Origin of the sequence: Streptomyces sp. XM83C, assembly GCF_023072675.1 — a bacterium.
Lineage (GTDB): Bacteria > Actinomycetota > Actinomycetes > Streptomycetales > Streptomycetaceae > Streptomyces > Streptomyces thermocoprophilus.
This window is the reverse complement of sequence record NZ_JALLGL010000186.1, coordinates 1-12,851: the sequence shown is the minus strand read 5'-3', so window position 1 is coordinate 12,851 and position 12,851 is coordinate 1. Positions and strand designations below refer to the sequence as shown.

Below are 12,851 nucleotides of genomic sequence, written 5' to 3'. Positions count from 1 at the left end.
GGGGTGCTGCGGGGGTCGGTGGTGGCGCACGGGGGCGGGCTGCTGCTGGTGGGGACGCCGGAGTACGAGCCGTGGCATCTGGCCGCGCATCTGGCGGACGAGGCCGCCTGGTCGGGCACCCCGGAACTGGCGCCCACCCTGGTACGGCACGCCGCGCACCCCTCGGACCCGGCGCACCTCGCGGTGGGGCCGGGGCGGATCGGCGCGGCACGCCGCGGGGAGACGCTGCTGGTGGTGGCCCCGCGGGAGCCGACGGGGCCACTGCTTGAGCGGGTGCACGACGCGCGGCGGGCGGGGGTGACGGTGCTGTCGCTGAGCGGTGGCGCCGGGGAGCTGTCGGGCATGGCGCACGAGTCGCTGACGGTGCCGCGGGGCGCCGAGCTGGATCTGGACACCGTGCAGCATCTGGTGAGCGCGGCGGCCGGTGAGCATCCCGTGTCGGGGCCGCCCCGCGGCCGGCGCCGCTTCCGTGACCGTCTGGCCCGCCTGGCGGAGTCCCTGACGGCGCCGCCGCCGGCGCCGTGGTGACGGAAAACCGGTTGCCGCGCGGTGAGCGGCACGCCGACCATTCCCCTTCGTGACCGACGACTCCCCCACCCGTGTCCGTGCGCTGCTGCCCGATCTGACGCCGTGGCGGTCGTCCGCCGACTTCCGGCGGCTGTGGATGTCGGGGCTGGTGTCGAACTTCGGCACGTTCCTGACGTTCGTGGCGCTGCCGGTGCAGGCGAAGGAGCTGACGGGGTCGGCTGCGGCGGTCGGTGCGATCGGCGCGGTCGAGCTGGTACCGCTGGTGGTGTTCGGGCTGTACGGCGGTGTGCTCGCCGACGCGTTCGACAAGCGGACGCTGATCGTGTGGACGGAGGCGGGTCTGGGCCTGCTCAGCGTCGCGCTCCTCGCGAACTCGCTGCTGCCGGACCCGGCGGTGTGGCCGCTGTACGCGGTCGCGGCGCTGTCGTCGGCGCTGACGTCGGTGCAGCGGCCGGCGCTGGACTCGCTGTGGCCGCGGATCGTGGCGCACGAGCATCTGCCGGCGGCGACCGCGCTGAACTCGCTGCGCTGGACGGTCGGCGGGGTCGCGGGTCCGGCCCTGGCGGGCGTGGTGGTGGCGTACGCGGGCCTGGGCTGGGCGTACGCGGCGGACGCGGTGACGTTCGCGGTGTCGCTGCTGTTCATGGCGCGGATCGCCCCCTCCCCCGCCTCGCACGAGGCGGCGCGGCCGTCGCTGCGGGCCGTCGCGGAGGGCGCCCGGTACGCGTGGAGCCGCAAGGAACTGCTCGGCACGTACGCCGTGGACCTGGCGGCGATGTTCCTCGCGATGCCGCTCGCGGTGCTGCCGTTCCTCGCGGACGAGCTGGACGCCGAGTGGGCGCTTGGGCTGATGTACGCGGCGGTGCCGTTCGGTTCGCTGCTGGTGAGCGCGACCAGCGGCTGGGCGTCGCGGGTGCACCGGCACGGCCGGATGGTGGTGCTGGCGGCGGGCCTGTGGGGCCTCGCGATCGCGGCGGCCGGCCTGGTCGGGAACGTCTGGCTGGTGCTGCTGTTCCTGACCGTGGCCGGCGGCTGCGACATGGTCAGCGGCATCTTCCGCGGGGCGATGTGGAACCAGACCATCCCGGACGAGCTGCGCGGCCGGCTCGCCGGGATCGAACTGCTGTCGTACTCGGTGGGCCCGACGCTCGGCCAGGTCCGCTCCGGCGGCTTCGCCGCGTGGTGGGGTGTGCGCGCATCGGTGTGGTCGGGCGGCCTGGCGTGCGCGGGCGCGGTGGCACTGCTGGCACTGTGCCTGCCCAAGCTGATGACGTACGACGTCCGCACCGACGCACACGCGAGGCGCCTGCGGGAGCAGCGCGCGACGCGACCGTCCGAGCCCCTGGCGGGCTAGCGTCAGTCGTCCTCGGCGGGCGTGCCGGTGGGCGCGTCGTGCCAGCGGGGGTCGTTCTCCCACTGGAGGTTGCGTTCGCGGGCGGTCTCCATGGCGTGCTGGGCCTCCTCACGGGAGGCGTACGGCCCGAACCGGTCCTTGCCCGGGCAGTCGGGGCCTTCCTCGACCTTCTTGTGTTCCAGGCAGTAGTACCACTCGCCCGGCTTTCCGGCCGTGCGCTTCTTGAACAGGGCCATGACCAGCTCCTCTCGCCACGAACATATTCCCGCACGGCCGCTGGTTAGACTCCCTGGCATGTCTGGCCAGTCGCTGCTTGTGCCCGGGGAGCTGTCCCCCACCCGTTCCGTGCCCGGAAACATCCGCCGTCCCGAGTACGTCGGCAAGCCGGCCCCGGCGCCGTACACCGGTCCGGAGGTGCAGACGCCCGAGACGATCGAGGCGATGCGGATCGCCGGGCGGATCGCGGCGCAGGCGATGGAGGAAGCGGCGAAGCTGATCGCGCCGGGCGTGACCACGGACGAGCTGGACAAGGTGGCGCACGAGTACATGTGCGACCACGGCGCCTACCCGTCGACGCTGGGCTACCGGGGCTTCCCCAAGTCGCTGTGCACCTCGATCAACGAGGTCATCTGCCACGGCATCCCCGACTCGACCGTCCTGCGGGACGGCGACATCGTCAACCTGGACGTGACGGCGTACATCGGCGGGGTGCACGGCGACAACAACGCCACCTATCTCGTGGGTGACGTCGACGAGGAGAGCCGGCTGCTCGTGGAGCGCACGCGGGAGGCGCTGAACCGGGCGATCAAGGCGGTCAAGCCGGGCCGGCAGATCAATGTGATCGGCCGGGTCATCGAGTCGTACGCCAAGCGCTTCGGGTACGGCGTGGTGCGGGACTTCACCGGACACGGCATCAACACGTCGTTCCACTCCGGCCTGATCATCCCGCACTACGACAGCCCGCACGCCACGACGGTCATGCAGCCGGGGATGACGTTCACGATCGAGCCGATGCTGACGCTCGGCACGCACGAGTACGACATGTGGGACGACGGCTGGACGGTCGTGACGAAGGACCGCAAGCGCACGGCCCAGTTCGAACACACGCTGGTGGTGACCGACACCGGCGCGGAAATCCTCACCCTGCCCTGACCGCGCCCGCGCAGGCGGCCCGCAGCCGCCGACGGCGAGGAGGGGGTGTGCCGGGGGTGCCCGCCCGCAGTGTGCGGCGGAGACGCAGAGCAGGAACCTGATAAACAGAGCGCCGCACGAAGGACGGACACCTCCCGGCGCGCCCCCGTCCCACCCACCGGGCGGCCGGCGCCACACCTGCCACGCACTCCCCCGCGCGGGCCGCCGCAGGCACTCAGGGGTGCGGGGGACTGCGCGAACCACCACCCACCGGCCCGCAGGTGGAATCGATGGCCCCGCCGAACCAGGGGCGCGGGGAACTGCGCGACCATGCCCCACCGGGCGGCCCGTGGGCAGAGGCGCGGGGAACTGCACGAGGCCCCCCACCGGCACGCCGGTGAACGCCGCACCCGCTCCCCCTGTGAGACCGGGCTTCCTTCTGTACGCTTTTACCGACACCCCGTCGGCAAAAACATTGACTTAGGTAAGCCTTACCTTAGAGGATGGCGCTCATGGACTCCTTCTCGACCGTCATCCGCACCGCGTCCCGGGAACAGCACACCGAGGCCGAGACCTCGACGTTCATGGCCGACCTCCTCGGCGGGCGCCTCGGCGTCGACGCGTACGCCCGCTACACCGAACAGCTCTGGTTCGTGTACGAGGCGCTGGAAACCGGCATCGAACAGCTGGCGGACGACCCGGTCGCGGGCCCGTTCGTCCGGCCGGAGCTGTTCCGGCTGCCCGCACTGGAACGGGACCTGGCGCATCTGCGCGGCCCCGACTGGCGGGCCGGCCTCAGGGCGCTCCCGGCGACGCGGGCGTACGCGGCGCGGGTGCGGGAGTGCGCCGAACGGTGGCCCGCCGGATACGTGGCCCACCACTACACCCGCTATCTCGGCGACCTCTCCGGCGGCCAGGTCATCCGGGACAAGGCGGAGCGCACCTGGGGGTTCACCCGCAGGGGCGACGGGGTCCGCTTCTACGTGTTCGACGAGATCCCCAACCCGGCCGCCTTCAAGCGCCACTACCGGGAACTGCTGGACGGGTTCCGCGCCGACGAGCTGGAGCGGCAGCGGGTGGTGACCGAGTGCAAGCGGGCGTTCGAACTCAACACGGCGGTGTTCCGGGCGCTCGGCGAGGAGTTCCCGCTGAGCGCGTGAGGACGCGGGCTCGAAGGCCCCGGACCCCCGGATCTCACCGCTCCAGCAGCACCCGCCCACCCACCTCCACCCAGCCGTGCGGCTGCGGCGCGGTCAGGATCTGCGAGCCGGCCCCCTGGGTGATGTTGAGGGCGCGCCCCAGCCGCGCGGTCAGCAGGATCGCCGCCGCACCGGTCGCCTCGTCCTCGTCGATGCCGTCGTCACGGCCGGGGAAGGCACGGGCGCGGACCCGGCCGGCGGGCTCGCCCTCCCAGGCCCAGGCGTACACCCAGTCCCCCGGCGGCGGCACCGCCAGGTCGTCCACCTCGGCCGCGCTGCCGTACTGGCGCAGGGTGCGCGGCGGGACCCACTCCGGGAGCGCCTCGATCCAGCTGAACTCTCCGTCCTGCCGCGCGCCCACGACACCGGCGGGCGTGACCAGCTCCGGCACGTCCAGCAGCCAGGCCGTGCCGACGCAGGGGTGGCCGGCGAACGGCAGCCGCAGGGTGGGCGTGTAGATGTCGACGACACCGCGCTCGGGGTCGTCGACGAACACCGTCTCGCTGAACCCCAGCTTCGCGGCGAGGGCCTGCCGGTCGTCCCGCTCCGGCAGCGTCGAGCCGTCACGGACGACGGCGAGTTCATTGCCGTAACCGCCGTTCGGCGCACAGAAGACGCGCAGCACGTCGTAGTCAGTCACGCGGGCATTGAAACATCGTGGGCGCATGGCCGGATGCGCGGTCCGCCGTACGCCCCGGTCGTGATCCCGTGCGCCCGTCGTGCCCACATCGACCGGTCCGCGGCACGGCACAGCCCCGCCGGCCGCCCCACCAGGCCCGCACCGGTTCCTGTGCGAATCCTTTGAAGCCCTCTTGACCGGCTCTTGGGGTGCGTTTTGAGTCACCGAGATCATGTCGTGCCCATACGCCGTCCATGAGAGCTGAATCACGGTAGGCACGGGTACCAGGCAGGCAAGGCTTAGATAAGTTAGGTGAGCCTCACCAATGCCACTGAGGTCGATCGCGATCGTTTTCAGCCACCAAGAACAGATCGAAGCCAGCCGCCAGGAGCCCGCATGCGCCCCGCCAGACTCTCCGCCGTCGCCGCCGTAGCCACCGCCGCGGCCCTGACCGCCGTCACCGGCTGCACCGAGAAGAGCACCGCGGACGGCGACGGCGCGATCCAGGTGACCGCCGCCGACACCAAGTGCGACACGTCGGCCAAGTCGGTGCCCGCCGGGCAGGTCACGCTGAAGATCGAGAACAAGGGCTCCAAGGCGACCGAGGTCGAGATCCTCTTCCCCGACGACCGCATCGTCTCCGAGAAGGAGAACATCGGCCCCGGCACCAAGTACACGCTGACCGCCGAGGTGAAGGCCGGTGAGTACGAGATCGCCTGCCGCCCCGGCATGAAGGGCCACGGCGTCCGCCAGAAGCTCACCGTGACCGGCTCCGGCGCCGTCGCCAAGCGCGACCCGCGCCTCGACAAGGCCGTCGCCGCCTACCGCGAGTACGCGCAGGCCCAGGCCGACGAGACGCTGCCCAAGGCGGAAGCCTTCGCCGCCGCCGTCAAGGCCGGTGACGTCGCCGCCGCCAAGAAGGCCTACGCCCCCTCCCGTATCGGCTGGGAGCGCACCGAGCCGGTCGCCGAGTCCTTCGGCGACATCGACCCCAAGGTCGACGTCCGCGAGGACGGCCTGGAGGCGGGCCAGAAGTGGACCGGCTGGCACCGGCTGGAGAAGGCCCTGTGGAAGGACGGCAAGATCGGCGCCGAGGAGAAGGCCCTCGCCGACCAGCTGATCACCGACCTCAAGGACTGGCGGAACCGGGTCGGCAAGGCGGAGATCACCCCCACCTCCATGGCCAACGGCGCCAAGGAACTCCTCGACGAGGTCGCCACCGGCAAGGTCACCGGTGAGGAGGAGCGCTACTCGCACACCGACCTCGTCGACTTCAAGGCCAACGTCGAGGGCGCCCAGCAGTCATACACCCTGCTGAAGGCCGTCGCCCAGGAGAACGACCAGGCGCTCACCGCCGAACTCGACAAGCAGTTCGCCGCGCTGAACACGCTGCTCGACAACTACCGCGCGGACAAGAACTCCTATGACTTCACCGCCTACGACAAGGTCGCCGCGGCCGACCGCAAGAAGCTGTCCGACGCGGTGAACGCGCTCGCCGAGCCGCTGTCCAAGCTCGCCGCCGCAGTGGTCAGCAAGTAGGAGACCGAGGGACACCGCCATGACGGACGCCCGCAAAGCCTCCGACGGAACCAGCACCGGCCGTGCCACGGCCGCGCCGAGCAGGCGCGCGCTGATCGGCTGGGGCGGCGCCGGGCTCGCGCTCGGCGCCGCCGCGGCCGGCGGTGCCGTCGCCGTGACCCGCACCGGCGACGACGTCGCCCCCGCCGCCGCCGAGGTCGGCGGCGCCGTGGAGTTCCACGGCGCCCACCAGGCCGGCATCGCCACCCCCGTACAGGACCGGCTGCACTTCGCCGCGTTCGACGTGGAGACCGACGACCGCGAGGCGTTCGTACGGCTGCTGAAGGAGTGGACCGAAGCGGCCCGGCGGATGACCGCGGGCAAGGCCGTCGGGGACGGCGCGTACGGCGGGCTCGCCGAGGCCCCGCCCGACGACACCGGCGAGGCGCTCGGCCTGAAGCCGTCCCGGCTGACCCTGACGATCGGGTTCGGCCCGTCCCTGTTCGAGAAGTTCGGGCTGAAGGACAAGCGGCCCGCGGCCCTCGTCGACCTGCCGCAGTTCCCCGGCGACAACCTCGACAAGAGCCGCAGCGGCGGCGACCTGTGCATCCAGGCCTGCGCCGACGACCCGCAGGTCGCCGTGCACGCCGTGCGCAACCTCGCCCGCATCGGCTTCGGCCGGGTCTCCGTGCGCTGGTCCCAGCTCGGCTTCGGCAAGACCTCCTCCACCACACCGGAGGAGCAGACCCCGCGCAACCTGATGGGCTTCAAGGACGGCACCCGCAACATCGCCGGCACGGAGACCGACCGGCTGAAGGAGTTCGTCTGGGTCGGCGAGAAGGACGGCCCCGCCTGGATGACCGGCGGCTCCTACCTCGTCGCCCGCCGTATCCGTATGCACATCGAGACCTGGGACCGCACCTCGTTGCAGGAGCAGGAGGACGTCTTCGGCCGGGACAAGGGCGAGGGCGCACCCGTCGGCAAGGCCAAGGAACGCGACGAGCCGTTCCTGAAGGCGATGAAACCCGACGCACACGTACGGCTCGCCCACCCCGACTCCAACAACGGGGCGACCATCCTGCGCCGCGGCTACAGCTTCACCGACGGCACCGACGGCCTCGGCCGGCTCGACGCGGGACTGTTCTTCATCGCCTACCAGCGGGACATCCGCAAGGGGTTCATCCCGATCCAGCGGAACCTGGCGCGCGCCGACGCGCTGAACGAGTACATCCAGCACGTGGGTTCGGCCGTGTTCGCCGTACCGCCCGGCGTCCGCGACTCCGGCGACTGGTGGGGCCGCACGCTGTTCTCCGAGGAGGCGTAGGACCGTGTTCTCCAACTATCTGATCGGTCTGCGCGAAGGCCTGGAGGCGTCGCTCGTCGTCTGCATCCTCATCGCCTACCTGGTCAAGACGGAACGCCGGGACGCCATCGGCCCCATCTGGGCGGGCATCGGGATCGCCGTGGCGATCGCTCTCGGCTTCGGCTGCGCGCTGGAGTTCGGCTCGCAGGAGCTGACGTTCCAGGCGCAGGAGGCGCTCGGCGGCTCCCTGTCGATCCTCGCGGTCGGCCTGGTGACGTGGATGGTGTTCTGGATGCGGCGCACCGCCCGGCATCTCAAGGCCGAGCTGCACGGCAAGCTGGACGCGGCACTGCGGATGGGCACGGCCGCGCTGGTGGCGACCGCGTTCCTCGCGGTGGGCCGGGAAGGCCTGGAGACCGCCCTGTTCGTGTGGGCGTCGGTGCACGCCGCCTCCGACGGCACCCCGCGCCCGCTGATCGGTGTGGCGCTGGGCCTGGCCACGGCGGTGCTCCTCGGCTGGCTGTTCTACCGGGGCGCGCTGAAGATCAACCTGGCGAAGTTCTTCACGTGGACCGGCGGCATGCTGGTCGTCGTCGCGGCGGGCGTACTGGCGTACGGCGTGCACGACCTCCAGGAGGCCGACTGGGTGCCGGGCCTGCGGAACCAGGCGTTCGACATCAGCGACACGATCCCGCCGGACAGCTGGTACGGCACACTGCTGAAGGGCGTCTTCAACTTCCAGCCGGACCCGACGGTGATCCAGGTCGTCGTCTGGCTGCTGTACCTGGTGCCGGTGCTGGCGCTGTTCCTGTCCCCGCTGCGGCTCGGCCCGGGCCCGAAGAAGCCGGCCCAGCCGTCGGAGACGGTACGGGAGAAGGCCTGACGGGGCACCCGGCGTCCGGCACCTCCCGCGTCCCGGTATGGTTCGCCTCCGGGAAGGGGAAGGTGAAGGAGCCCGATGACCAGGGAACGCAGCCCGCGCCGGCCTCGACGCCGTGCGCGGAACCCGCTCATAGCGGCGGCGATGCTCACCGCTCTGTCGCTGACGACCGGCGGATGCGTGGTGGTGCACGGCGAGCGCGAGGTGCTGCCGGCGACCACGCCCGCCGAAGCGGCCAAAGCACTCCAGCAGTTCACGACCGCCTACAACCGGGCCGACAAGGCGTACGACACCTCCCTGGACGCCGACTACACGACCGGCCCGCTCGGTGACATCGACGCGGCCCGGCTGACCGCGGGACACGTCAACAACCCGGCCGGGAACGCGGCGCACGCCCCGCTTGAGCTGACGGACGCCAAGTTCACCATCCCGAAGAAGGCCGGCTGGCCCCGCTGGTTCGTCGCCGACACCAAGTCGAACAAGAGCTCCTCGACCCGCTGGCTGCTGGTGTTCCTGCGGCACGACCTGGACGAGCCGTGGCAGGTGGCGTACCTGACGGTTGTCGATCCGTCGGACGTCCCGGAGTTCAAGAAGGACGACGACGGGTACGCCGAGGCCGTCGACGCCGACGCGGCCGATCTCGCGGCTGCGCCGAAGGATCTGAGCAAGAGCTACACCGACTATCTCCGCGACGGCGGCACCGCGTTCGCGGACGGCGCCCACACCAGTGCGTGGCGCACGCAGCGGCAGAAGAACGCGAAGCGGCCGGGCCTGGTCACGCAGTACATCGACGAGCCGGCCACCGCCGGTGACTACGCGCCGCTGGCGCTGCGCACCGCGGACGGCGGCGCGCTGGTGTTCTTCGCCAGCCGCCACTACCGCAAGCAGACCGCCGCGGCTGGCGCGACCGTCCCCGCCCAGAACAAGGACGTACTGGCGCTCACCAAGGGCGAGATCAAGCAGTCGCTGCTGATGGAGTTCGTCTCCAACGAGGTGGCCCTCGACCCGAAGAAGGGCTCGGCCACCTCCCAGGTGCACGTCCTCGGCCGCGTCCAGGGCCTCACGTCGGCACAGGGAAGCTGACCGCGCCCGGCGGGCCGGTGCGCCCGGCGGGTCAGCGGCGCAGGGGCCAGACCGTGCCCGCGTGGTCGGCCTCCTCACCGGCGTGGCGCGCGCAGGCGTCGGTGAGGACCTCCAGCAGGGTCAGCGGGTCGGGCAGCGGATGCTCGGGGCCGCGCACCCAGTGCACGGACTGCCCGTCGTCCCCGGGCAGCCGGGCCGGCGGTACGAGGACGTAGGAACCCCGGCAGTGCCAGCGCAGGCCGGGGTGCTCGTCCATGGTCTCCGGGTGGCAGTCCAGCTCGCAGGGCCACCACTCGTCCTCGTCCTCGGGCGTGCCCCGGGTGAGGGTGAAGAACAGCATGCGCCCGTCGTCGCTCTCGGCTACGGGCCCCACCTCGACCCCCGCGTCGAGGAGGCGTCGCAGGGCCTCGCGTCCGGCGTCCAGCGGGACGTCGAGGACGTCGTGCACCATGCCGGTCGCGGTGATGAAGTTGGCCTGCGGCTGGTGGCGGGCCCAGCGCTCGATCTGGGCGCGGTCCGTGGTGGACTGCGTCTGCCAGGCGAAGGACACCGGGTGCCGGGCCGGGGTGGGGCAGCCGACGCGGTCGCAGGAACAGCGGTAGCCGGGCGCAGGGTGGGCGGCGGGGGCGAGCGGAAGTCCGGCCTTGGCGGCGGCCAGCAGCAGGGCCTCACGGCCGCCGTCCCCGGCGGACTCCTTCGGCGCGCCTCCGCGCAGCCACTGGGTGAGTTTGCCCCGCAGGCCGGTCCGGCCACCGAACTCCTGGCTCATCTATCCCCTCGCCTCGCTGTCGTGCGGAACAGCATGCCCTATGGTCCCACCTTCCCGGCCGCCGGGGGTGCGGAGGGCTCAATTCCGGGCAGGTGGGGACGGTTCGGCCGGGGGACGGGCGGCGATTCCGTACAGGGCGTAGTCGACCAGTGTGTCCGTGTAGTCGTACGAGATCGGTCCGGTGCGCTGGAGCCAGCGCTGGGCGAGGGGAGACACGAACAGTTCCAGCGCGATACGGGGGTCGACCTCGGGGCGTACCTGGCCGCCGTCCTGCGCGGCGCGCAGCCGGTCGACGTAGAGCTGGAGCTGCGGTTCGAGGAGCCTGGCGACGAACTCCCGGCCGACCTGCTCGTTGACGAGGCCCTCGGCGGCCAGCGCCCGCGACGGCGCCTCGAAGCGGGGGTCGCGCAGCTCGTCGACGGTGGCGCGGAGCACGGCCTTGAGGTCGGCGGCGAGATCGCCGGTGTCGGGGATGGCGTACGGCTCGCCGTCGGTGGCGCCGGCCTCGGCGGCGGCCTGCGCGGACAGATCCAGGAAGGCGTCCAGGAGGACGTCTCCCTTGGAGGACCACCAGCGGTAGATGGTCTGCTTGCCGACGCCGGCGCGGGCGGCGATGCCCTCGACGGTGGTCTTCGGATACCCGACCTCGCCGACGAGGGCGAGCGCGGCCTCGAAGATCGCACGCCGGGACCGTTCACTGCGACGGCCGGCGTCGGGTGCCTGCTTGCGGGGTTGCGGGGCGGGCGTGCTGACGTCCATGCGTCGAACATACCAGCGCACACAAGACGGACCGTCTCGCGACAGGGTCTCAGGGAGTACGGCGCTCGCTGCCCTCGCCCAGCACACTGTCGGTGACGTCACCGCCCGCGGCCGTGCGCACCCGTCGGTGCCACGGCCCGCCCCCCGTCGCCGGTGTCGTCCGTGAAGGCGGGTCACCCGCCGACACCCCGCGGTACGCCGTGCGAGGGCGGAGCCTCAGCGGCCGTCGTCCCAGCCGTCGCCCCACTCGGCGTCCCGGGCCGCCCGGTACAGCTCCCCGTGCCGTCTGGTCACCGTCGCCCGCACCAGGCTCCCCTCCGCCCGGCACAGGTCCAGCAGCACCTGCCCCTTGCGGATCTGCGGCTTGCGCACGACGCGGGACGGGACCGGGGTGACGGGGAAGCGGGTCGCGGCGACGTACGCGAACTTCTCGTCCTCGTACGGCAGGGAGCCGCCCTTCACCTGGCGGTGCAGGGAGCTGCGGCTGACGCGGGCCGAGAAGTGGCACCAGTCGGTGCCCGGCACGATCGGGCACGCCTCGCTGTGCGGGCAGGGCGCCGCGACCCGGAACCCGGCGGCGACCAGACGGTCCCGGGCCTCCAGCACGCGCGCGTAGCCGTCGGGGGTGCCGGGCTCGACGATCACGACGGCCTGCGCGGCGGACGCGGCGGCCTCGACGAGGGCGGCCCGGTCGGCGGCGGTCAGCTCGTTCAGCACGTACGACACCGTCACCAGATCGGTCGGCTCCAGCGTGAGCGCACCGTCGATACGGGCCCGCTGCCAGCGGGCGCCGGCAAGCGCCGGGTTCGCGGCGGCCAGCTCCCGGCCGAGGGCGAGCGCGGGCTCGGCCCAGTCCAGGACGGTGGTGGGCCTGGTGCCGTCCCACACGGCGGTGACCGCCCAGGTGGCGGCACCCGTCCCACCCCCGACGTCCACATGCCCTGCGGGCACCCACTCCGGCACGGCTTCCGCGAGCGCCCCCAACGCCGACCGCACCGCCTCGAACGTCGCCGGCATGCGGTAGGCGGCGTACGCGGCGACGTCGGCACGGTCGCGGAGGATCGGGGCGTCGGTGGGGGTGGCGCCCCTGTAGTGGCCGATCAGCCGCTCCACTGCCTGGGCGGCCTGCCGCGGCGGCAGCCCGTCGAGCAGCCCGGCGAGCGCGGTGCGGAGGGAATCGGCGGGCGGGGGCATCACGGGCACGTTCACGCCGCGATTCTCTCAGGGCCCTGCGCAGTTCCCCGCGGCCCCTTTGCCACGGGGGTGCCCTTTGCGCGCAGTTCCCCGCGCCCCCTTTTGCCACCGGGGTGCCGGTGACGCCCTTGTGCGCAGTTCCCCGCGCCCCTTAGTTTGGCGGGGCCATCGTTTCCACCTGCGGGCCGGTGGGGGCTGGTCGCGCAGTTCCCCGCGCCCCTGTGGGGGTGCCTGGGGTTTCGTTGTTCACCGCGGGCTGGTGGGGGCTTGGCGCGCAGTTCCCCGCGCCCCGGGATGTGGCGGAGCCATCGTTTTCACCTGCGGGCCGGTGGGGGTGTTCGCGCAGTTCCCCGCGCCCCCGATGCCTGCGGCGGCCCGCTGGTGTGGGTGGGTGGCTGGTGTGGCGCCGGCTGTCCGGTGGTGGGGTCGGGGCCGCGCCGGGGGGTGTCCGTCCTCGGTGCGACGCCCTGTCCCTCAGATCCTTGCCCTGCGTTTTCGCCGCACGCTGCGGGCG

At 72.4% G+C, this 12,851-nt stretch carries 13 protein-coding genes; 8 read left to right on the top strand and 5 right to left on the bottom strand.

All coding sequences use genetic code 11. From position 1 onward, the window contains the following. Positions 1-528 (top strand): hypothetical protein (locus MTQ10_RS20355; protein WP_247470164.1); only part of this gene is annotated, 528 nt, incomplete at its 5' end. 49 nt (positions 529-577) lie between these two features. Then, complete coding sequence (locus MTQ10_RS20350; protein WP_247470162.1) at positions 578-1,882, top strand: MFS transporter; 1,305 nt, start codon at positions 578-580, stop codon at positions 1,880-1,882. A 2-nt stretch (positions 1,883-1,884) separates the two neighbouring features. Here MTQ10_RS20350 and MTQ10_RS20345 read toward each other — a convergent pair whose 3' ends face one another. Beyond that, the gene (locus MTQ10_RS20345) at positions 1,885-2,118 is read right to left on the bottom strand and encodes a hypothetical protein (protein WP_247470160.1); all 234 of its coding nucleotides are present in this window, start codon (positions 2,116-2,118) and stop codon (positions 1,885-1,887) included. A gap of 58 nt (positions 2,119-2,176) precedes the next feature. Here MTQ10_RS20345 and map point away from each other — a divergent pair, with 58 nt between their 5' ends. Beyond that, positions 2,177-3,034 (top strand): type I methionyl aminopeptidase, encoded by an 858-nt coding sequence (gene map / locus MTQ10_RS20340; RefSeq protein WP_247470158.1) that lies wholly within the window; start codon positions 2,177-2,179, stop codon positions 3,032-3,034. Between the two features lie 491 nt (positions 3,035-3,525). Continuing rightward, complete coding sequence (locus MTQ10_RS20335) at positions 3,526-4,173, top strand: biliverdin-producing heme oxygenase (RefSeq protein ID WP_247470149.1); 648 nt, start codon at positions 3,526-3,528, stop codon at positions 4,171-4,173. A 34-nt stretch (positions 4,174-4,207) separates the two neighbouring features. Here the strand turns inward: MTQ10_RS20335 and MTQ10_RS20330 are convergent, their stop codons facing one another. Beyond that, positions 4,208-4,852 (bottom strand): PhzF family phenazine biosynthesis protein, encoded by a 645-nt coding sequence (locus MTQ10_RS20330; protein WP_247470147.1) that lies wholly within the window; start codon positions 4,850-4,852, stop codon positions 4,208-4,210. A gap of 375 nt (positions 4,853-5,227) precedes the next feature. Here MTQ10_RS20330 and efeO point away from each other — a divergent pair, with 375 nt between their 5' ends. The 4 genes from efeO (at position 5,228) to MTQ10_RS20310 (ending at position 9,615) form a co-directional block, all read left to right on the top strand. Beyond that, positions 5,228-6,370, top strand: coding sequence for an iron uptake system protein EfeO (gene efeO / locus MTQ10_RS20325; RefSeq protein ID WP_247470145.1), 1,143 nt, complete (start codon positions 5,228-5,230; stop codon positions 6,368-6,370). A 19-nt stretch (positions 6,371-6,389) separates the two neighbouring features. After that, on the top strand, positions 6,390-7,673 hold the full coding sequence (gene efeB / locus MTQ10_RS20320; RefSeq protein WP_247470143.1) for an iron uptake transporter deferrochelatase/peroxidase subunit: 1,284 nt from the start codon (positions 6,390-6,392) through the stop codon (positions 7,671-7,673). Positions 7,674-7,677: 4 nt separating this feature from the next. Continuing rightward, complete coding sequence (gene efeU / locus MTQ10_RS20315) at positions 7,678-8,535, top strand: iron uptake transporter permease EfeU (RefSeq protein ID WP_247470140.1); 858 nt, start codon at positions 7,678-7,680, stop codon at positions 8,533-8,535. Positions 8,536-8,610: 75 nt separating this feature from the next. Continuing rightward, positions 8,611-9,615 carry a hypothetical protein gene (locus MTQ10_RS20310; RefSeq protein ID WP_247470138.1) on the top strand — a complete coding sequence of 335 codons (1,005 nt, stop codon included), beginning with the start codon at positions 8,611-8,613 and terminating at the stop codon, positions 9,613-9,615. A 31-nt stretch (positions 9,616-9,646) separates the two neighbouring features. Here the strand turns inward: MTQ10_RS20310 and MTQ10_RS20305 are convergent, their stop codons facing one another. From MTQ10_RS20305 to MTQ10_RS20295, 3 genes are all read right to left on the bottom strand, one after another. After that, positions 9,647-10,384: a bifunctional DNA primase/polymerase gene (locus MTQ10_RS20305; RefSeq protein WP_247470137.1), complete on the bottom strand. Its 738-nt coding sequence runs from the start codon at positions 10,382-10,384 to the stop codon at positions 9,647-9,649. Positions 10,385-10,462: 78 nt separating this feature from the next. Next, positions 10,463-11,143, bottom strand: coding sequence for a TetR/AcrR family transcriptional regulator (locus MTQ10_RS20300; protein WP_247470135.1), 681 nt, complete (start codon positions 11,141-11,143; stop codon positions 10,463-10,465). Between the two features lie 216 nt (positions 11,144-11,359). Next, positions 11,360-12,337 carry a small ribosomal subunit Rsm22 family protein gene (locus MTQ10_RS20295; RefSeq protein WP_247470166.1) on the bottom strand — a complete coding sequence of 326 codons (978 nt, stop codon included), beginning with the start codon at positions 12,335-12,337 and terminating at the stop codon, positions 11,360-11,362. Positions 12,338-12,851: the final 514 nt, after the last annotated feature.